18 protein-coding genes, 1 tRNA gene and 1 pseudogene are annotated in these 19,475 nt (G+C 62.0%); 12 read left to right on the plus strand and 8 right to left on the minus strand.

Annotated elements, in window-relative coordinates; genetic code table 11:
• The 3 genes and pseudogenes from HDR50_RS09625 to HDR50_RS09635 form a co-directional block, all read right to left on the minus strand.
• Positions 1-556, minus strand: a pseudogene (locus HDR50_RS09625) (bifunctional aspartate transaminase/aspartate 4-decarboxylase); the annotation flags it as partial.
• Between the two features lie 67 nt (positions 557-623).
• Entirely contained in the window at positions 624-2,354 is a 1,731-nt protein-coding gene (gene aspT, locus HDR50_RS09630) for an aspartate-alanine antiporter (RefSeq protein WP_291357909.1), read from the minus strand.
• An 892-nt stretch (positions 2,355-3,246) separates the two neighbouring features.
• Positions 3,247-3,618, minus strand: coding sequence for a helix-turn-helix domain-containing protein (locus HDR50_RS09635; protein ID WP_291357910.1), 372 nt, complete (start codon positions 3,616-3,618; stop codon positions 3,247-3,249).
• A 269-nt stretch (positions 3,619-3,887) separates the two neighbouring features.
• Here HDR50_RS09635 and HDR50_RS09640 point away from each other — a divergent pair, with 269 nt between their 5' ends.
• From HDR50_RS09640 to HDR50_RS09650, 3 genes are all read left to right on the plus strand, one after another.
• Positions 3,888-5,153 carry a hypothetical protein gene (locus tag HDR50_RS09640; RefSeq protein WP_291357911.1) on the plus strand — a complete coding sequence of 422 codons (1,266 nt, stop codon included), beginning with the start codon at positions 3,888-3,890 and terminating at the stop codon, positions 5,151-5,153.
• Positions 5,154-5,309: 156 nt separating this feature from the next.
• Positions 5,310-5,924: a hypothetical protein gene (locus HDR50_RS09645; RefSeq protein WP_291357912.1), complete on the plus strand. Its 615-nt coding sequence runs from the start codon at positions 5,310-5,312 to the stop codon at positions 5,922-5,924.
• A 503-nt stretch (positions 5,925-6,427) separates the two neighbouring features.
• Positions 6,428-7,591 (plus strand): MBL fold metallo-hydrolase, encoded by a 1,164-nt coding sequence (locus tag HDR50_RS09650; RefSeq protein ID WP_291357913.1) that lies wholly within the window; start codon positions 6,428-6,430, stop codon positions 7,589-7,591.
• A gap of 397 nt (positions 7,592-7,988) precedes the next feature.
• Here the strand turns inward: HDR50_RS09650 and HDR50_RS09655 are convergent.
• A tRNA-Phe gene (locus tag HDR50_RS09655) sits at positions 7,989-8,064 on the minus strand.
• 84 nt (positions 8,065-8,148) lie between these two features.
• Positions 8,149-8,580, minus strand: coding sequence for an MbtF (locus HDR50_RS09660; protein WP_291357914.1), 432 nt, complete (start codon positions 8,578-8,580; stop codon positions 8,149-8,151).
• Between the two features lie 131 nt (positions 8,581-8,711).
• Here HDR50_RS09660 and HDR50_RS09665 point away from each other — a divergent pair, with 131 nt between their 5' ends.
• From HDR50_RS09665 to HDR50_RS09705, 9 genes are all read left to right on the plus strand, one after another.
• The gene (locus tag HDR50_RS09665) at positions 8,712-9,929 is read left to right on the plus strand and encodes a pyridoxal phosphate-dependent aminotransferase (protein WP_291357915.1); all 1,218 of its coding nucleotides are present in this window, start codon (positions 8,712-8,714) and stop codon (positions 9,927-9,929) included.
• Entirely contained in the window at positions 9,926-10,399 is a 474-nt protein-coding gene (locus HDR50_RS09670; RefSeq protein WP_291357916.1) for a rhodanese-like domain-containing protein, read from the plus strand. The genes HDR50_RS09665 and HDR50_RS09670 overlap by 4 nt, the downstream gene beginning before the upstream one ends.
• A 133-nt stretch (positions 10,400-10,532) precedes the next feature.
• Entirely contained in the window at positions 10,533-12,047 is a 1,515-nt protein-coding gene (locus HDR50_RS09675) for a flagellar hook protein FlgE (protein ID WP_291357917.1), read from the plus strand.
• 353 nt (positions 12,048-12,400) lie between these two features.
• Entirely contained in the window at positions 12,401-12,775 is a 375-nt protein-coding gene (locus HDR50_RS09680; RefSeq protein ID WP_291357918.1) for an AtpZ/AtpI family protein, read from the plus strand.
• Positions 12,772-13,242 (plus strand): hypothetical protein, encoded by a 471-nt coding sequence (locus HDR50_RS09685; protein ID WP_291357919.1) that lies wholly within the window; start codon positions 12,772-12,774, stop codon positions 13,240-13,242. Before HDR50_RS09680 ends, HDR50_RS09685 begins: the two co-directional genes overlap by 4 nt.
• Before the next feature lie 96 nt (positions 13,243-13,338).
• Positions 13,339-14,043, plus strand: a complete 705-nt coding sequence (atpB, locus tag HDR50_RS09690) for a F0F1 ATP synthase subunit A (RefSeq protein ID WP_165078118.1) — start codon at positions 13,339-13,341, stop codon at positions 14,041-14,043.
• 69 nt (positions 14,044-14,112) lie between these two features.
• On the plus strand, positions 14,113-14,436 hold the full coding sequence (gene atpE, locus HDR50_RS09695) for an ATP synthase F0 subunit C (RefSeq protein WP_291357920.1): 324 nt from the start codon (positions 14,113-14,115) through the stop codon (positions 14,434-14,436).
• Between the two features lie 155 nt (positions 14,437-14,591).
• Entirely contained in the window at positions 14,592-14,894 is a 303-nt protein-coding gene (locus HDR50_RS09700) for a hypothetical protein (protein WP_291357921.1), read from the plus strand.
• A gap of 199 nt (positions 14,895-15,093) precedes the next feature.
• Positions 15,094-15,702: a LysE family transporter gene (locus tag HDR50_RS09705; protein ID WP_291357922.1), complete on the plus strand. Its 609-nt coding sequence runs from the start codon at positions 15,094-15,096 to the stop codon at positions 15,700-15,702.
• Between the two features lie 95 nt (positions 15,703-15,797).
• On the opposite strand, the gene sppA is transcribed toward HDR50_RS09705, so the two are convergent.
• The 3 genes from sppA to HDR50_RS09720 are packed head-to-tail and all read right to left on the minus strand — an operon-like array spanning position 15,798 to position 19,268.
• Positions 15,798-16,877, minus strand: coding sequence for a signal peptide peptidase SppA (gene sppA / locus HDR50_RS09710; RefSeq protein ID WP_291357923.1), 1,080 nt, complete (start codon positions 16,875-16,877; stop codon positions 15,798-15,800).
• The gene (locus HDR50_RS09715) at positions 16,870-18,627 is read right to left on the minus strand and encodes an AMP-binding protein (RefSeq protein ID WP_291357924.1); all 1,758 of its coding nucleotides are present in this window, start codon (positions 18,625-18,627) and stop codon (positions 16,870-16,872) included. The genes sppA and HDR50_RS09715 overlap by 8 nt, the downstream gene beginning before the upstream one ends.
• Entirely contained in the window at positions 18,624-19,268 is a 645-nt protein-coding gene (locus tag HDR50_RS09720; RefSeq protein WP_291357925.1) for a cupin domain-containing protein, read from the minus strand. The genes HDR50_RS09715 and HDR50_RS09720 overlap by 4 nt, the downstream gene beginning before the upstream one ends.
• Positions 19,269-19,475: the final 207 nt, after the last annotated feature.

Here is a 19,475-nt window from a genome sequence, read left to right on the forward strand (position 1 = left end):
CGGCCGTGCTGCCCTCGGTGGCGAAGAGGTCGAACTGCGTGGTGTCGTTGCCGCCGCCCATGGCCCAGCGCACATAGTCGCGCGTAATGAGCTCGGTATAGGGCAGGATGCGGTCCGGCGTGGGATAGTGGTCGCCCGTGATGCCGTCCACGAGCTCCCAGGCGAAGTCGTCTTCGTCCACGCTGTAGGTGTTCACCATGTAGCTGAAGAACTCCACCAGCACGCGCGCGCCCACGTCGTCTTTATGGGCGGTGAGGAACTGGTGCAGCCGCTCGCCGCAGCCTTTCTTGACCGGCGAGGCCGCGATGCCGATGGCCGTGTCGTAAGAGATGCGCTCGCACTCGTCCATGGCGAACTGGCCGAGCAAAAAGAAGGCGCGGCGCGGCCACGAGAGCAGCCAGTTGGGATTGCCGCGTCCGGCGTTGAGGAAGGTCTGGCTCGAAACCTTGGCCTCCTCTTCGGCCATGTCGATGAGCGTGTTCTTGATCTCGAAGGGGCTCATCTTGTCCAGTTCCTGCTCGAACTTGCGCGTTTGCTGGGGGGTCTTTGCGTTCATTGTCTGCTCCTGCGCCATGTGCGCGGGTATATGGTTGTGAAGGAAGTTTGGCCGTCCTTCCGCACGATCAAAGGAAGAGGAGCACCATGGCCACGCCCATGAGGATGAGCACCGTGTTGCCCACCGCATAGGTGACGGTATAGCCGAGCGCCGGGATGGAGCTGTCAAGGGCGGAAGTGATGGCGCCGAGCGCCGCCGTGGTGGTGCGGCCGCCGGCGCAGCAGCCGAGGTTGATGGCCGGGTGGAACTTGAACACCTTGTCGCCGAGCCACATGCCGATGAGCAGAGGCACCGACGTGGAGATCATGCCCATGAAGAAGAGCATGATGCCCACCTTTTCGATGCCGGGGATGAACACCGGGCCGCACTGGATGCCGATGACGGCGATGAACATGTTGAGCCCGAGATTGTTCATGAACCAGATCACGGCATTGGGGATATAGCCCACGGAAGGCCGCTTGGTGCGCCACCAGCCGAAGAAGATGCCGGCGATGAGCGCGCCGCCCGCCGTGGACAGGCTGATGGGCACGTCCTTGATGGTCAGGGTCATGGCGCCCACGAGCGCGCCCAGGAAGATGCACAGCGCGAGGAAGACCACGTCCGTCTGGTCACTGGGCTTTTCCTCATAGCCGATCTCGGGGCAGGCCGCCTGCACTTCCTGCGGCAGGCCCTCGATGGTGAGCATGTCGCCCTCCATGAGCTTGGTCTGCGCGAGCACCGGGATCTCGATGCCGCCCGAGCGGTCGATGGCACCGATCATGATGCCGTACATCCACGGCTTGGCGCGCAGCTCGTCCACCGTGAGGCCCGCGGCCTTCTTGGAGACCATGACGCGCGTCTTTTCCACGGCGAAGGTCATGAGCTTGGCGTCGTCGATTTCCGGCCCGATCCAGCTCTCGTCCTGGATGATGTATTCATGCCGGCCGCTCAGGACCACCTCGTCGCCCAGCTTGACCACCATGTCCGGCGTACTTTCCTGGATCTTGCCGTTGGTGTCGCGCACGCGCTCCACGAAGATGCGGCGCCCGAGCGTCTGGAAGTGGGCCTGGATCTGCGTGACTGTCTGCGGGATGGAGAAATGCTCCGCCGTGACCTTGTAAGCGCGGAAGACGATGGGCTGGTTGCCGTCCACAAAGGCAGGGTCATTGGGCAGGCTGGAGTGGTCGAGCTGCTGTTCGAGCTCCTTGGCCTGGGCGCGCACCTTGTCGAGCCCGCCGAGCAGCATGGGGCCGAGGTTGCCCAAGATCCACGCCGAGCCGATGGTGCCGAACACATAGGTAACGGCGTAGCACACGGGCATCATCTCGTCCCAGCTCTTGGCCTCCTCGGGAGTGATGGAGCCCGCGTTGAGCACGGACTGGATGGTGTCCGCGCCGATGCCGATGACCGCCGAGATGGTCTGCGCGCCGGAGAAGAGCCCTGTGGCGATGCCGGCATTATAGCCCATGACCTTGGCGCAGGCCCAGGTCACGACCAGGCACAGGCCGCAGAGCACCACGGCGAAGATGACCTGCTTGATGCCCTGGCCGCGGATGGCGCTCACGAACTGGGGGCCGCAACGATAGCCGATGGCGAAAAGGAAGAGGAGGAAGAAGAGGGACTTGAGCGGCGCGCCGATGGGCACATGGAAGACCGCGCCGACAACCACGCCGATGAGCAGCACGGACGTGACCACGCCGAGGCTCAGGGACTTGTAGCGGAACTTGCCGAACCAGAAGCCCAGGCCGAGGGTAAGAAAAATGGGGATCGAGGGATATTCCCTGAAGGTCGCCTGTATCCACTCCCAGAGCCAGTCCATATATTACCTCGTTGACCTGTAGGATTTTTCAGCAGGGCGCCGCCCGGGAGAGATGCAGAAGTGGGTTGACGGCGCCGGCATTTGCCGTTATGGAAGTTCCAGAAAAATTCGTCCTCCTCATTGGGGCGCCCTTTCTCGGGCTTGCCGGGCGGCAAGCCGGGCCGGGGCCGGGTCTTTCGGGCCGCTCTGCCGCAATTCCTGCGGGTCTTCTCTTGCGGCCAAATCCAGTCTGCGCTTTTTCGTCAGCGAATGCAAGGTTTCAATGCCCGGGCTTTGCGGCCGAAGGCTCTTTCGCGCGCTGCCCTGCGCCGGAGAAGCCGCGCCCCGCAAGGGAGGGAAGGGGCTTGGGCCGCACAAAAATTTCTTTTGAGAAGTTGAGGGGAAACGATCTGACCGGGGCGTCGGGGATGCGAAGGTTGTAGCCAGTGCCACTGGTGCCGGGGAAAGCGACCACCAGCAGGCGCCGGGGAAAAGGGCCGCATTCTTCCGCAGTGATTTTTATAGTTCCCGATAGTAAAAAGATTTGCGAGACAGAGCGCGCTGCGAGCCTGATGCGCAAAACCGCAGTTCAGGGAAGCTGAAACGAAGTTCCGCTGAAGTTTATGGACTGGCGTGAAAAATCCCGGGTTGGCGGTCTTGGCCTGAAAGATTCCGGGCGGTTCCGGGCTCTCCTGTGTGCGCGCACATAGCCACCCCGGCGCGGACGCGCATCAGCTTCCGTCCCGGCGCGCCCCGCGCCGTCCGTATTCCTCGTGCCGGGGAGGGGCGAAGCGCAGCCCCCTCCCGCGCAGCTCTCCATATTCAGGAGCCTTCCCGCACGGGCGTCCTCTCCCGCTTCGCCCAGAGGGCATAAACACCTCTCACAACGCCACGGCCGACATGGCCTCGGTTTTCATCCCTCCGGCCTCTCCATGGCCGCCACAGCCTTGCCCCAGTAGCCCACCTGCATGATGACCGGCACGGCCGTCTCGCCCGCCGGTGTCAGGGAATATTCCACGCGCGGCGGGATGACCGGGAAGATCTCGCGGGCGACAAGACCCTCCTTTTCGAGGGCGCGCGCCGTCTGCGTGAACATCTTGCCGGAGATGCTGCGCATCCGGCGCTGAAGCTCGGACGAGCGGAGAGCGCCGTTGCGCAGGTGATAGAGGAGCATCATCTTCCACTTGCTGCCGATAAGTTCCAGCGCGAGCTCAAGGGCGCAGAAATAGGTGCGCCCGCCAAAGACAACGCCGGTCTTGAGCTCCCTAAACTGTTCTTTCTCCATAAAAATTCCCTTTTGGTATCTATCTCACACTGAAGTCTCTAGCGCACATTTCCGTCAATACTTGTGAGCGTAGTGAAAAGAGTAATAGGAGGCAAGTAGAATCCTCTCCGAATCGGCTCCACTGTGACCTCATGCCTGTGGCGGAAGAGGTCCGCTGCATTGGAGTGTGCCTTGGTGGTTAGGGGCAGGCGCCCGGGCGGGCATGGGGGCCCGGCGTCCTTTTTCCGTTCGGCGGCAGAAGAAATCTCACTCTTTCAGGAGCTACCACCGTGAAAGAACTTTTCCAGCCCTTCGAGGCCCGCAACCTGAAAGCAAAAAACCGCCTCGTGCGCCTGCGTGTTTACCCCAACCCCGAAATGGCTATGCGAAAACTGATCAAGGTGCAGACACGTCGCGGCGTCCAGCTCGACGGCGTGCTCTTCAGCAACGGCGGGGAGCAAGGCGTGGTCATCGTCATCACCGGCATCCACGGCAACTTTTACTCCAATCCTATGTACTACAATATCGGCGACACGCTCTCCGACAACGGTATCGCCTTCGTCTACGCCCAGACCAACGATGCCTTCAATAAAATGGAGACCTTCAACACCAAAACCGGCGGCACGGAGATCATCGGCTCCTACAACGAGTGTTTCGATGACATCTGCGATGATATTTCCGCCTATGTGGGCGCCGCGAAAAAGGCGGGCTACGCGCACATCCTCCTCGCCGGGCATTCGCTCGGGGCCAACAAGGTGATCCTCTATCTCGCCAATGCCAAGGAAACACCTGTGGAGCACTATATCCTGGTGAGCCCGGCGAACATGAAATACATGCTCGCCAACGTGCCCAAGGAGGAGCGCGCCATCATCCGCGCCTATGTGGAGGCCGGCCGCGCGGGCGAGATGCTGCCCTTTCCCTTCATGGGCTGGGCGCCCATGGTGGCCGGGACGGCGTGGCAGTGGCTCTTCAAAAACCCGCTGGACAATGTTCACTCCGACCCGGAAGGCGATTTTTCGGAGGTGGCGCGCATCCGGCAGAGCGGCGCCCTCATCATCGGCACCTATGACCGCTTTTCTTACGGCGAGCCGCGGGCCTTCATCGAGCTCATCAACGCCCACACACAAGCCCCGGAAAAAACGCGGTCATCTTCGTGGAAGGCACGGGCCATGTCTACTCGCAGCGCGAACAGGTGCTGGCCGACATCGTGCTCCGCCTCGCGCGGAAATGGCAGGCAGAAGAAGACCTCGGGCACGGATAAAAGGCGACTGGAATGCCACATGGCCAGCCGCGCTGCGTATCCGCGCAAGAATGAGTGGCAGCCGCACAGCCCCACAAGGCATGTTGTCCTGGCGGGGCTTTCTTCTGCCTGCGAATGGGGGAGCAGGGAGGCTGTGCCGGGCCCGAATTTTACCCGGCACAATGGGAGCTGGCCAGAGCCATCAGCCACGGACCATCTGCTGCATCACCTTGCTCCTCGCTGCTCGCCACATGATGCGCGCGGCCGTGATGTTACGGCCGCACTCCTCGGGCCCATATACCGGCCCTTCAAGTGAAGAGCGCCGGATGTCATCAGCGTCGCATACGCAGTTTTTGGAGGGATGATAATACCCCTTATTTCTTGACTTCGCAGCATTTGGGAGTTTATGTATTAATGTATATTTATGTTCATTTTCGACTTCCCTTCAATGGGTTTAAAAAAGGGGAGAGGCATGAAAAAAATTTCAGGAAAGTTGCAAAAATGGGCTGAAATATGCTATCATCTTGCTGCTGCATTTGCGCTTATATATGGTGCTTATGCTGTGAATAGCCTTGTGACAAAAGATAAACAAGTGGATATTGCCCAAAAGATACGTTTGGATAGAATAGAATTGTACAAGGAAGCATCGAATTTGGTGACAAGGCGTATGTACGATCAGCAGCGTCTTGTGTGGAAAATTCAAGACGCAAGTAATGCGGTTGAAAATACTTCTAAAAAGGATGAACTTGACAGAATGTTCAATAGTTATATGGAATCTGTACGTGAATATAATATCAATGTAAGGATAGTTCTCAACCAAATCAAGCATATTTTTAATGGGGATCTTTCGAAGATATTTTGTAATGATGATCCCAAGGATACTTCAAATATTACCGCTTCATTTCTCCAAATTCATAGAAAAATACTCAAATTGAGGGAAAACTCCTGGAGCAAGCTCGACAAAAATTTTGTAAATGCAACGGTAAACGAGAGTGATAAGTTATTCAAAAAAATCGATCTCTATCTCAAAGAGATGGCGGAGATCACCTTTTCAAAAGATAAGGATCTGGAAAAGCATGCGATATAGGAGGAGCGAGCCCCTCATGTCCCTGAGCTGCCCGCGGGGAGCGTGTCGTTCCTTTACTTCCCGAACCCCGTAAACCGTTTTGTGGGCCGTACCGCCCACTCCGTGTTCCACTTGTTTCGTTCCGTTGGCGCGCGAACCTGTCCGCTATCGGCGGGAAGAAGGGCAGGGAGAGCGCCTGACCGCTATTGCCGGGCTGAAGCGCGGCCAGAAAGGGGGAGGATCGGGGCCGCATCATGGCGGTCATAAGGGGACTTTCTTTTGCAATACCTGTTTTCTCCTCCACTTCTGGAAGAATGCGAGTATGCCCGTCAGTAGGTGTGCCCAAAAGCCATCGATAGAGGGGGTGGGGGCGCAGGCTTTGAAAAAATACATTTGGCAAAGGACCTCGTTCTTTTGACAGTTGAGAACAGCAGGAAGCGTCTTCGATTGGAGCCGTCGGTTCTGCGCGGACGGGCGAGGGCGGCACCGGGAACAAAATCTGTCTCACAAATGGAGCTAAACGAATGCCACCGGAACCCTATTCTCTTACGCGGATATTCCATCCCATTGGTCAGGGAGCTTTTTATTCGGAAACACATCGTATCGGGGATGGACCCAAGATCACTGTCGTCTATGATTGTGGGTCAAAAACATGTAAACCGAAGATTAAAGAATCCATTGATGAATATCTCCAGGATAACAGAGTCACCATCCTTTTTATCTCTCATTTTCATTCTGATCACTGTAATGGTATTGATTTTTTGAATCCAAAATATATTGTACTGCCCATGCTAAGTGAATATGAAAAAGTACTCTTATGGATTGAAAATACTCTGAATGAGTCCGAATTAGATATGAATTATGAAAGAACCCTAAGGGATAGATTTCCAGAATCAAGATTTATATTTGTCAGGAAAATAAACGATGAGGATGAGGGAGAGAGTGAGCCCCTAAACCTTGAGAATTTCCCGGGTGAAAACATAGCAAGTGGTACTCCACTGCGCATAGGGCATACTTCGTCATGGGACTATATTCCAGTCAATCCAAAACTTGATCCAGCATTAATTAAAGAGTTCAAACAGCGTTTGGCGGGTAAAAATATCGACTATGCGAAGTTGTGCGCCTTTGACTATGCCTATTTTAACACCTGCAAGGAAGAACTTCAAAAAATATATAGAGAAATACGAAGCCCAAACGAATATTACATGGCTGTGTACTCGGGGCCTGGCATACCGTATCATGACTTCTGGGAAAGAACTTTGCGATATTGGAACGAAAGTTGTTTTAGTTTCACTCATATTGGGTGGTATCCTCAACGAGGGGATGGTCCGTTTTGCGGATGCCTCTATCTTGGAGACCTGAATCTTAAAGAGAAAGGCAATGCTAAATCAAAGATACTAAAGAAAATATATAGTTTACTTCCAGCCACAGTTTTTGACTGTTTATCCACCATTCAGGTTCCGCATCATGGTTCCTTTAAGAATTTTAACAATGCCCTGCTTTCATGGTATGATAAGAGCAGAGACAGTTGGAATCCTTGGTATGCACCCATGCTGTACGTCATTTCCGCGGGAGATCCTAGCCCATATCACCACCCATCCCCGAGAGTACTGGAAAAGCTGGTTCATCACCGTATTGTCACCCAACAGCCGGAATCACGATTAGTAGAAAGTTTTAGATTTTTTTGAGTGTTCAATACTTGACTGGAATGGGCTTTTTCTCTCGTGAGACCGCCCGGATTCGGCGGTTGCTGACACTAAACCCTGACTTTGGGCCCAAGCACGGGAGGCAACCCCGTGTTTCACGCATGGAACGCCAGCCCTCCAAAAGCCGGAGGCGCCTCTCGTTGTTTTTGCACAGCTGTCATGCGCCACGGCACGAACCCTGGGGAGCTGCGCTTGTCCCGCTTATTCAAGGTTGAAAACTCTTTTTCGCAACCGATTGAGCAGAGGTGCTCCAACAGTTTATCCAACAAAAAGCGGGCTCTCCCGGCGCCCACCCGAGTCCTCACAGGACGCTCGATGTCCCCAAAAGCGAAGCCCCGCAAGGCTTTTTTACCTTGCGGGGCTTCGCGGGATATTTGGCTGGTGCCGAGGGACAGAATTGAACTGCCGACACGGGGATTTTCAGTCCCCTGCTCTACCAACTGAGCTACCTCGGCCCGCGTGAGGGCATTCATATGCCTCCGCCGTGAAATTGGCAAGCACTTTTTCGCGCCGCCACGGGGACCGCGCGCGGGCGCCCCCTATTCCTGCGTGAAGCGGTAGAGGCGCACGGCGAGCGGCTGGGAATTCTCGCTTTCCATGGCCGAGACCACATAGGCGTAATCGAGGGCCTTGGTGCCGGGCGGGCAGGGGCCGCGATAGTGGCGGGTGAGCGCGCCTTCGGGGATGACGCCTGTGCCGTCTTCCACCCAGGTGCCCCCGCCGAAGAAGCGTTCTTCCTCGGTGCCGTATTCGATGAGCCTGATGTCGTAGAATTTCGTGCCTTTGGGCGCATAGGCCACCGTGATCTCCGGCGAGACGCGCGAGCAGCGGTGGATCTCGCTCAGGTCGACAGTGATGGTCATGCCTTCCTCGGGCGGCGTAGTTTCGTCCCTGGCCGCGCAGGCCGCCAGGAGGAGCGTGGCGAAGAGGAGCGGCAGGAGCAGGGTCGGGGCGTGGTGCGCGAGCTTCATCATATCCTCCAAAACAGAACTGCCGGCGCGTCTGTACGGCCGCGGGGCGGGCGCGGGGCTGTGATTGCAATCCGGCCCTTTTCGGGACTATACTGCGTTTCTCCATCAAAGACAATCATCTGGAGTTTCCCATGTCTGTCCTTGCGAAGAATGTGGCCGCCGACCTCGCCAACGCCTCCTGGGTGCGCCGGATGTTCGAGGCCGGCATCCAGCTCAAGGCCAAGTACGGCCCGGAAAACGTCTATGACTTCAGCCTCGGCAATCCCGACCTGCCCGCGCCCCCGACCGTGCAGCAGGGCCTGCGCGACTTCGCCGAGCACGCCGGCGAGCCCTTCGCCTTCGGCTACATGCCGAATGGCGGCTTCCCCTGGCTGCGCGAGAAGCTGGCCGTCCAGCTTTCGGGCGAGCAGGGCGTGAAGCTGGGCGCCGAGGATGTGATCCTCACCTGCGGCGCGGCGGGCGGGCTCAACGCCTTTTTGCGCGCCGTGCTCGAGCCGGGCGAAAAGGTGCTCACCTTCGCGCCCTATTTTGTGGAATACGGCTTCTATGTGTCCAACCACGGCGGCACGCTCGAGGCCGTGCCGAGCAAGCCCCAGGACTTCGCGCCCGACCTCGCCGCGCTGGAGCGCGCCATTGACGAAAAAACGCGCGTGGTGCTCATCAATTCGCCGCACAATCCCACCGGCGCCATCTACAGCCGCGCCGACCTTACGGCGCTGGCGGCGCTGCTCGAAAACAAGAGCCAGCAATACGGCGGGCCCATCTGGCTCGTGGCGGACGAGCCCTACCGTTTTCTCGCCTATGACGGCGCCGAGGTGCCCTCGGTGCTGCCGCTCTATCCCTACGCCGTGGCGGTGAGCTCGCTTTCCAAGAACCTGTCGCTGCCCGGGGAGCGCGTGGGCTATGTGGTGCTCGCGCCGCAGATGCCGGAAAAGGGCGAGCTCATGGCCGCGCTCACCTTCACCAACCGCATCCTCGGCTTCGTGAACCCGCCGGTGGTGGGCCAGCACATCATGGCCGCCGCCCTCGGCAGCGCCGTGGAGCGCGAGGTCTATGCGGCCCGGCGCACGGCCATGGCCGAAGTGCTGAGCGAAGCGGGCTATGAGTTCTTCATGCCGCGCGGAGCGTTCTACTTCTTCCCCAAGGCGCCCGGCGGCGACGACGTGGCCTTTGTGGGCCGGCTCATGGAAGAGCGCGTGCTGGCCGTGCCGGGCTCGGGCTTCGGCTGGCCCGGGCATTTCCGCCTCGCCTTTTGCGTGGATGAAAAGGTCATCCGCGACGCGGCGCCCGGTTTTGCCAAGGCCGCCCAGGCCGTGCGCGAAGGGAAGGACGAGGGGGCGAAGGCATGACGGGCTTGCGCAGATGTGGGCGGCCGGCGCCGCTCTTCGTTCTGGCTTTGGCCGTGCTCGCGCTTGCCCTGTGGGGCCCCGCCCCCGCCTGCGCGCGCGACGCGGCCCCCATGGCCGCGGATCCCGCGGCCATCAAGTGCCTGCCCGCCCCGGGCGACATCAGCGTGGGGCAGGCGAAGGATCTGCTCGCCGCTCCTCCGGCCGGCCTTGTCATCCTCGATGTGCGCACCCCGCAGGAGTTCCGCCAGGGGCATCTCCCCGGGGCGCGCAACATGGATTTTTTCGGCGGCAGTTTTGAGCGCCAGACCGAGGCGCTTCCCAAGGACGCGCCGGTGCTCCTCTATTGCCGCACCGGCAAGCGCTCGGCCGCTGCCGCCGAGACCCTGGGCGAGGCGGGCGTAAAACACATCTACCATATGCACCAGGGCATCGAGGCCTGGCAGCAGGCCGGTCTGCCGCTGGAGAAATAGGAAGCGGGGGCGGGCGCCCGCCAACGACCCGGAACAGCCCGACTGCCCGGATACGCTGGCACGAATGCTGCTTTATATGCGGCGGTGAGGAAAAATTTTCCCCGCCGCCGCATTTTTTCCCGGAGGCAGCAGCGTGAACTCGTCGCTCTATATCGGCGCCACCGGCATGAAGGGCCTGGCCCAGGGCATGCAGGTAACGACCAACAACCTCGCCAATGTCAGCACCATCGGCTACAAGCAGCAGGGCATCCTCTTTTCGGACATGCTCTCGCAGGGCCAGGCCTGCATGGGCAACTGGTGGAACGCCCAGGAGGACTCGCGCGTTGCGCTCGGGCAGGTGGGCATGGGGCTCCAGGTGGAGTCCATCCGCACCATGTTCCAGCAGGGCGGCCTCGAGTCGAGCAATACCGTCACGGACATGGCCATCAACGGCAAGGGCTTCTTCCAGGTGACGGACGACAAGGGCGGCACGTTCTACACGCGCGCGGGCGACTTCAGGCCCGACAACGAGGGTGTCTGGCGCACGCCCACGGGGCTTGCGCTCATGGGCTACCAGATTGGCGCGGACGGCAGCCGCGGCGAGCTTTCCGCCGTGCAGGTGGACAGCTTCGCCACCATCCCGGCCAAGACCACCAGCAAGGTGGAGCTGACCCTCAACCTCAATTCCAAGGCGGACAAGAGCACAGGCGGCGAAAATCCGTATTTCTCCCTGCTCGACCAGTATGACGGCCGGGGCAGCAAGGTGCTCGCCAACGATGCCTACACCTACAGCCAGCCCATGACCGTCTATGACGCTGAGGGCAATGCCCGCACGGTCACGGCCTATTTTGACGGCGCGCCTTCCGATTCGCCCAACCGCTACATGGAATTCATCATCGCGGCCGACACCGAGCTCCAGTACGACGCGGACGGCAACGCCATCATGCCCAAGCCGGGCGACGGGCTGCTCATGAGCGGCGTGCTCCAGTTCGATTCGGCGGGCAATCTCAAGAGCATGGCCGCCTTCACCCCCACCACCGAGGGCAGCAAGGATCTCAAGGACTGGGTGCCGGCCAGTCTTTCCGGGGGCCTGCCGCAATTCACGCTCGACGGTGCGCCCATGACCCTCGACCTCGGCATCCGCGCATCCGGCGGCTGGCAGAACGCGCCGGCCACCGCGGCGGATGTGGGGAGGGACATGCACCTTCTGCCCACCATGGGCGAAAGCGCCATTTTGTCCCAGTATCCCACCACGGCCTTCGCGAGCAGCGGGCCCACCAGCACCTACACGCAGGACGGCTACAGCGAGGGCTTTTTGAGCAATGTGAGCATCCGCAACGACGGCACGGTGGTGGGGCTCTTCTCCAACAGCCAGAGCATCGATCTGTGGCAGATACCCATCGCCCGCTTCACCAGCGAGGACGGCCTGCGCCGCGAGGGCAGCAACCTCTTTTCCGCCACGCCCGAGTCGGGGCAGATGGAGCTCGGCATGGCCGGCACCGAGAATTACGGCACCGTCCAGGCCTACAATATCGAGCTCTCCAACGTGGACATGGCCACCGAGATGGTCAACATGATCGTCACGCAGCGCGGCTTCCAGTCCAACAGCAAGGTCGTGACCACGGCGGACCAGATGCTGCAGAAGGCCATGGAGCTCAAGCGGCAGTAGGGCGCCCGCCTGAAACGCGGCGCCGGCGCTTTTGCCCGGGGAGAAAAATTTTCCTCCCCAGGGGCGCGTGGTGCGTGCCGCGCTTTCGCGCGGGCCGCGCATGTTTGCCTCGCCTGCGGGCGCCCTTTCCCCCGGGCGTGCTCGCGGGCTGCAAAATCTTCCCTTTCGCCTTTCCCCATCCCCTTTTTTCCCCCTTCGGCGGCGCCGCGGGCGCCCTTTGGCGTGCCCTGGGGATTTCCCGGAGCCGATTGACGCATTGCCTTGCCCGTGCTAGAGTGCGCGGGAAAGGCACACATGCGGACGGCCTTGTGCCGGGCTTTTCCGGGCGCACCTCCGCCATGCCGGGAGCGCGGGTGTCCTTCAGGGATATTTTGGGCCAGCAGCGGGACGGCATGCGCGCCATGGCCACCACGGGCGTCATGGGGCTGCACCTCGTGAGCGGGCCGCTGGTGGGCTTCGCCATCGGCTACGGGCTGGATGCCTGGCTCGGCACGAGCCCCTGGTGCAAGATCATTTTTCTGCTGGTGGGCATTGGCGCGGGCTTTCTCAATGTCTACCGCGACACGCAGGAGCTCTTGCGCAAGCTCGAGAAGGAAAGCCGCCGCGGGCGCCCGGGGGCGCCGTTGGCGGCTCCGGGAGGCGATCCCGCCGGAGCCCGGGCCGCGCCCAAAGGCGCGCATGAGGCCCCGGCGAAGGCCGGGTCCAAGGGCACGGACGGAGGGAAATGAGCCGCACCAAGTTCCAGCCCCTCGCAGCCCTCCATGCGGCGCTGGACGCGTGGCTCTGGCGCCGGGGCATCCGCCAGCCGGCCATCCGCGGCCTGTTGTGCTTCGAGGCCGCTGCCTGCGCCCTCGCGCTGGCGGCCGGGGCAGCGCTTCTGGTGGTGACGCCGCTGCTCTTGTGGTTCGGCGCGGGGCTGGCCGGCATGGCCTGGGTGTTTTGGGGCTGGGCGCGCTTTTTCTCTCGCGGCGCCGGGAGCGTGCAGCCCGGGGCGCTCATGGGCGCGCTGTTGCGCTGGGGCTGCCGGATGCTGGTGTTCGCCCTGGCCCTGTACGGGGCGCTGCGCCTGGGCGCTTCGCCCATCGCTCTCGCGGCGGGCGTGGCCTTCGGGGTGGCGGTCGGCTTTGCCGGCTATGCGCTCCTTACGCGCAGCCCCGGGGCTCGCGGCAGCGGGGCAGGCGGCACGGGGGCCTGAGAACCCCGGCGCACAGATTTTTCAGGCATGGTCACGGGCGCGGGCGCTTCCGCGCTGTTCCAGGAATGGCCGCACAGGCCGACGAGGAGGCTCATCATGGCAGGCAGTTTGCCGGAACCGGTATTGCTCTCCACCTTTCTCGGGATGGATGAAATCACCATCGGCGGCCAGCTCGTACCCTTCAAGCACGTCTTTTATTCCTGGCTGTGCATGGCCGTGCTCTTCGGCGTGGCCCTCATCCTGCGCCGGCGCCTGACCCTGGTGCCCGGGGGCCTGCAAAACTTCTTCGAGGCGGTCATCGACACCACGGAGCGATTTATCTGCTCCTCCATGGGCGAGGTGGGCAAGAAATATGTGCCCCTGCTCGCCGGCATGCTCATCTACATCTTCGGCATGAACATCCTGGGGCTCATCCCGGGCTGCGACGCGCCCACCGCCAACCTGAACACCACGGCGTGCATGGCGATCTTCGTCTTCTTCTACTACAACTGGGTGGGCCTCGCGCGCTGGAAGGCGCACTATATCAACCAGTTCCTCGGGCCCTCCAAGTTCCTCATCCCGCTCATGTTCCCGCTCGAGATCGTCTCGCACCTCTCGCGGCCGGTGTCGCTTTCCCTGCGACTTTTCGGCAACATCCGCGGCGAGGAGATCGTCATCATCCTGTTCTTCATCATGGCGCCGCTGCTCGGCACCCTGCCCATCTACGGGCTCTTCCTGCTCGGCAAGTGCATGCAGGCCTTCGTGTTCTTCATGCTGACCATGTTCTACATCGCAAGCGCCCTTGAAGGGCCCGAGCACTAGGCCGCACCAGCGCAATATCGGGGGAATGGTCGCACGCGACCCAACAATACAACGTGGAAGGAGTGTTCCATGCGCAAGATTCTGCTGATTGCCCTCAACACCGTCGCCCTGCTCGGCATGGCCGGCATGGCCTTCGCCGCCGAAACGCTCAATTCCGACTCGCTCGGCTTCACCTGCCTTGCGGCGGCGCTGGGCATCGGTATCGCGGCCTGCGGCTGCGGCATCGGCATGGGCTTGGGCCTCAAGGGCGCCAGCGAGGGCGTGGCCCGCAATCCTGAGGTGAGCGGCAAGATCACGGGTACCATGATCCTGGCCTTCGCCTTCATCGAATCGCTGGCCATTTACGCGCTTGTCATCAGCTTCATCCTGCTCTACGCCAACCCCTACGCGTAGCCGTTTCCGCCGCCATGCGGGGCCGGGCCATCCGGCCTCGCGGCGGCATGGGGGCCGTGGCCCGCGTACGCGCACGCCCGGCCGCTTCCCGCCTTGGGCCGGGGCGCGCCTCCCCGCGGGCTCCGGGTAGAGATTGCCCCCCATGCGGAGGCGCAATGCCTGAATTTTCCCTCCTCATCGCCCTGCTTGCCCTGTGGCTCGCGGCTGCCTGTGCGGCGGCCGGGGCCATCAACTTCTTTTGGGAGACGGGCTTCCGCCGCGCCTTCGGCTACGGCGCCTTCATTTCCGGCGTGTTCCTGCTGTTCTGGGCGAGCGGCCTGTGGGAGGGCGCCTCGCGCCATTCGTGGGGCGTGCTCGGGCCGGCCTTTTTGCTCATGCTGGTGCTGGCGTGGCTCGCCATACAGGTGGGCTTGCGCCTCTGGCGCTGGCGGGAGCGTCGGCGGAGCCCTCGGGAGTGAAAGCCCGGGCGTCCGCTGCAGCGTTCACGTGCAAACCCGGTGCAAAAGGATGTTTTGTAAAAGGCATCTTTGGAAGAATGCCCTTCTGGCCGGGTATTGCCCGGGAAAGTTAATGAAAATCCCCGTTTTCAGCATATCATAGAAAATCAGGACAGTATAAATATTCGTGAACCACTGGCGCTTATCTTAGAAATCTGCCATGCAGCCGGAAGTGTTCCTCCAGGGGCTGATGCTTGGCCTGGCGTATGCGGCCCCCATCGGAATCCAGAATATGTTTGTCATCAACGCTGCGATGACCATGCAGCGGCGCAGGGCATTCGTATGCAGCCTGATAGTTGCATTCTTCGATTGCACGTTGGCTTTGGCATGTTTTTTCGGCGTTGGAACTTTCATTGACATATACCCGGCCGTAAAAACCTCAATAATGATCGTCGGGGGAATAGTACTGGTTTACATGGGCGGCAAAATGCTGTTCACAGCACATGTGCACGGCAGTACAACAGAGATTTTTGCCCCAAAGTTTATAACCCTGATATGGACCGCATTTGTGTTGACCTGGTTCAATCCGCAGGCGGTCATCGACGGAACAATGATGTTGGGCGCAATGTATGCAAGCTTTGCGGCAAATCAGCGTTTTCCATTTATTATCGGGATGTGTGCCGCGTCCTTGTTGTGGTTTGCAGTGCTCGTAACAATAATATCGATATTTAAATCTCATATTTCCGGGAAGGTTCTTCGGTATATTAATGTCCTCTGCGGCGGTATTATCCTGCTTTTTGGGGCAAGATTGATTTTCAGGGCAATATGACCCGCCCATGGCGGGGCATCGGGCGTGAAAGGCGCCGGCTATGGTTTTTCCGGCGCCAGCGGTGATTTTGTCAGGCGCGCTCCAAAGCCTCGCACTTACATCTGGTACAGGAAGGCCGGCGCGAGGCCCCGTTCCACCAGATGCGCGGCGCCCGCAAGCTCCAGCGCATCCGAAAGGCCCAGGGCTTCCGTTGCGGCGCCGAGCAGGCGCCTGAGCAGCGAGGCCGGGGCCTGATCCTTCTTGCGCAGCAGAGGCCGCGTGGCCGGGACGCCAGTTTTCTCCGCCAGCCAGTCGAGGGCCGCGTCCTGGCCGCCCATGGCGTCCACAAGGCCCAGCGTTTTCGCCTCCTGCCCGGTGAAGATCTTGCCGTCCGCGAGCTTCAGGGCCTGTTCGCGCTCCATGTGCCGCCCCTTGGCCACGATGGCCACGAACTGCTCGTGCATGTCCATGAGCACATGCTCGAGATAGGCACGGTCCTTGGGCGTGAGCGGATGCAGGTAGGAGGCCGCGTCCTTGTAGGGCGCCGTCACCAGGGTTTCCTGCCCCACGCCCACCTTGTCCATGAGGCCCTGAAGTTGCGGGATGTCCATGCGCACGCCGATGGAGCCCGTGACCGTGGACGGGTTGGCGTAGATGCGCGCCCCGGCCATGCTGACCATGAGGCCGCCCGAGGCCGCGGTGGCGCCCATGCTCACAACAACGGGGACCTTGCGGGCAAGGCGCTCCAGCGCGGCGTAGATTTCCTGCGAGGCCGCGGCCCCACCGCCGGGCGAGTCCACGCGCAAGAGCACGCCCTTCACCCGCTCGTCCTGCTCCAGCTGGCGCACCCAGGCGAGAGTGGGCGCCGGGTCGAGGATGGGGCCGCGCACGGTGACGAGGGCCAGGCGTTCGCCCGGTGCGGGCAGCGCGGCAAGCCGCCCGACGGCGGCGGCAACCACCAGCGCGAGCACCAGAAGGCCCCAGAAGAGCACGGGATGCCGCTTGCGAAAGGGCGGCCGCAGGAAGGCGCGCCATACGGATGCCGGGATGCGGCTAAGCGGGCAGCCGCCACAACCACTGTCAGCCTCACGCCGGGGGCCGGCGGCTTCGAGGGTGAAGTCAGGCGAGCCGCCGGGCGCGCCACTGGTCTGGCCGCCGGGCGTTGGGGCAGCGTCGTGAGGTGCGGTATCAGCCATCCTGGCCTCCCGGTGATGTTTCGGCGTTGGTGGCCGCTTTGGGGGCGCCCTTTGCAGAGTCCGGCGCTTCCGGCGGCGCCTCGGGCCAGCGCTTGGCCGCCTCCTCGCGCAAGAGGTATTTCTGGATCTTGCCGCTGGCCGTGAGCGGGAATTTCTCCACCACGGCCACATGGCGGGGGATCTTGTGCCAGGCGATCTTCCCGCGGCACCACTGGCGCACGGCCTTGGCGTCCGGCGCCGCGCCGGGCCTGGGGAGGATGAAGGCCGCCACTTCCTCGCCGTATTTGCGGCTGGGCACGCCCACCACCTGCACGTCCATGACCCCGGGCATGCCGAGGAGGAATTCCTCTATCTCGCGCGGATAGATGTTTTCGCCGCCGCGGATGATCATGTCCTTGATGCGGCCGGTGATGGTGAGGTAGCCGGCCTCATCCATAACCCCGAGGTCGCCCGAGCGCAGCCAGCCCTCGGGCGTCACGGCCCGCGCCGTCTCCTCGGGCATTTTGTAATAACCCTGCATCACATTGTAGCCCCGGCACAGGATCTCGCCGGGCGTGCCGCGCGTAAGCTCCTCCACACCGTCCGGCGCGGCCACGCGCACCTCGATGCCCGGGAGCGCCCGGCCCACGGTCGTGCAGCGGGAGGGGAGCGGGTCATGGATGTCGGACTGGGTCATCACCGGCGAGGCCTCGGTGAGGCCGTAGCAGATGGTGATCTCGCGCATGTGCATGTCCTCCACCACGCGGCGCATGAGCGGTTCCGGGCAGACGGAGCCCGCCATGATGCCCGTGCGCAGGGAGGAGAGGTCGAACTGGTGAAAGCGCTTGTGCTCCAGCTCGGCGATGAACATGGTGGGCACGCCGTAGAGGGCCGTGCATTTTTCGCGCTCCACGGCCTCGAGCACATGCAGGGGGTTGAAGCTCTCGAGCATCACCATGGCCGCGCCGTGGTTGACGCAGGCCATGACCCCGAGCACGCAGCCGAAACAGTGGAAGAGCGGCACGGGCAGGCACACGCGGTCGCGCTCGGTGAAGCGCTGGCGCCGGCCGATCCAGTAGCCGTTGAGGCCCACGCCCAGATGCGTGAGCATGACCCCGCGCGGGAAGCCCGTGGTGCCCGAGGTGTACTGCATGTTGATGGCGTCCTGCGGGGAAAGCTCGGCCTGGCGCGCCCTGTAGGCGCCTTCGTCGGTCATGGCCGAGAGCGCCAGGATCTCGGGCATGGAGAACATGCCGCGGTGCTTTTCCGCGCCGAGAAAGCCCACGCGCCGCAAGTGGGGCAGCGCCTTGCTGCGCAGGCCGCCGGCGCGGGGCTGGGCGCGCAGCTCCGGCGCGATGGCGTAGAGGGTGTCGAGAAAGCTGTGGTCGCGCAGGCTGTCGATAAGGAAGATGTTTTCGCATTCCGACTGGCCGAGCAGGTAGGTAAGCTCGAGCTCGCGGTAATTGGTGTTCACCGTGAGCAGCACGGCGCCGATGCGCGCCGTGGCGAACTGGAGCGCCACCCACCATGGCACGTTGGTGGCCCACACGGCCACTTTTTCGCCCTTTTTGATGCCGAGCGCCATGAGGCCCCGGGCGAGGCGGTCCACCAGGGCGCCGAACTCGCGCCAGGTGAGGCGAAAGCCGCGGTCGGGATACACCAGGGCGTCGTTGTCCGGGAAGCGGGCGACGGTTTCATCCAAAATCTGCCCGAGCGTGCGCTCGCGCAGCTCAAAGGTCTCGTCATCGGGGAGAGGGGTGGCGCGGCTCATGGATTGTAGGCCACCCCGAGGATGCGCACCGGCTCCCCGTCCAGCGCGGTGAGCGCGTGGGGGACGATGGAATTGTAATAGACGGTCTCGCCGGGGGAGAGCTCGTAGCTTTCGCGGCCGTAGCGCAGCCTGAGGCGGCCGGCCAGCACGAGGATGAATTCCTCGCCCTGATGCGAGGAGAGGTGCGGCTCCTCGCCTTCCGCCGGCGGGAAGAATTCCACGCAAAAAGGCTCCATGTTGCGGTCGCTCTTGCCCTTGCCCAGCACCTGATAGATGTAGCCGGGCCGGCGCATGTCCGCGGCCGGTTCCGCGCTGCCGTCAGCGTGCGGGGCGCTCGCGGCTTCCTGCGGCGCCGCCATGTGGCGCCCGTCGGGAAAACCCTCGATGCGGGCTCTGACAGGATCGGCCGATTCCTCGCCGTCGAGAAAGGTGCCGAGGCGCACGTCAAGGGCGCGGGCCACCTTTTGCAGGGTGCCGATGGGCGGATACACGGCGCCGTTTTCGAGGCCTTCCAGAAAGGCCGGGGAGAGGTTGGTGGTCTCGGCGAGGGCGGAAAGATCCATGCCGCGCGCTTCCCTGAAGGCGCGGACGCGGCCGCCGACGGCATTGTCCCGCCTGGGCGGGGGGGCTGTGCCGGGCATTCGGTCTCCTTGGAAAAAGGGGAAAAGCGGGAACCGGCTTCGTGCCCGAAACCGGAGTATCGGGCACTATAGCGGCAAGCGCGCGGCGAGGCAAGCGCGGGCGGGGGAGGGCGCCCGGACCACGGGGAGCCCCCGGGCGCACATCCCGGCCATTTCCGGCGGGCGCCCCTTGCCATCCACGCAAGACAATGCCACTCTCTGCGGAGC

The organism is Desulfovibrio sp. (genome assembly GCF_014803725.1).
Lineage (GTDB): Bacteria > Desulfobacterota > Desulfovibrionia > Desulfovibrionales > Desulfovibrionaceae > Desulfovibrio.

Bases quoted from the DNA above. Each gene is read 5' to 3' on its own strand.
- aspT (WP_291357909.1), bottom strand. From the start codon at position 2,354: ATGGACTGGCTCTGGGAGTGGATACAGGCGACCTTCAGGGAATATCCC.
- HDR50_RS09635 (WP_291357910.1), bottom strand. From the start codon at position 3,618: ATGGAGAAAGAACAGTTTAGGGAGCTCAAGACCGGCGTTGTCTTTGGC.
- HDR50_RS09645 (WP_291357912.1), top strand. From the start codon at position 5,310: ATGAAAAAAATTTCAGGAAAGTTGCAAAAATGGGCTGAAATATGCTAT.
- HDR50_RS09650 (WP_291357913.1), top strand. From the start codon at position 6,428: ATGCCACCGGAACCCTATTCTCTTACGCGGATATTCCATCCCATTGGT.
- HDR50_RS09660 (WP_291357914.1), bottom strand. From the start codon at position 8,580: ATGAAGCTCGCGCACCACGCCCCGACCCTGCTCCTGCCGCTCCTCTTC.
- HDR50_RS09665 (WP_291357915.1), top strand. From the start codon at position 8,712: ATGTCTGTCCTTGCGAAGAATGTGGCCGCCGACCTCGCCAACGCCTCC.
- HDR50_RS09670 (WP_291357916.1), top strand. From the start codon at position 9,926: ATGACGGGCTTGCGCAGATGTGGGCGGCCGGCGCCGCTCTTCGTTCTG.
- HDR50_RS09685 (WP_291357919.1), top strand. From the start codon at position 12,772: ATGAGCCGCACCAAGTTCCAGCCCCTCGCAGCCCTCCATGCGGCGCTG.
- atpB (WP_165078118.1), top strand. From the start codon at position 13,339: ATGGCAGGCAGTTTGCCGGAACCGGTATTGCTCTCCACCTTTCTCGGG.
- atpE (WP_291357920.1), top strand. From the start codon at position 14,113: ATGCGCAAGATTCTGCTGATTGCCCTCAACACCGTCGCCCTGCTCGGC.
- HDR50_RS09700 (WP_291357921.1), top strand. From the start codon at position 14,592: ATGCCTGAATTTTCCCTCCTCATCGCCCTGCTTGCCCTGTGGCTCGCG.
- HDR50_RS09705 (WP_291357922.1), top strand. From the start codon at position 15,094: ATGCAGCCGGAAGTGTTCCTCCAGGGGCTGATGCTTGGCCTGGCGTAT.
- sppA (WP_291357923.1), bottom strand. From the start codon at position 16,877: ATGGCTGATACCGCACCTCACGACGCTGCCCCAACGCCCGGCGGCCAG.
- HDR50_RS09715 (WP_291357924.1), bottom strand. From the start codon at position 18,627: ATGAGCCGCGCCACCCCTCTCCCCGATGACGAGACCTTTGAGCTGCGC.
- HDR50_RS09720 (WP_291357925.1), bottom strand. From the start codon at position 19,268: ATGCCCGGCACAGCCCCCCCGCCCAGGCGGGACAATGCCGTCGGCGGC.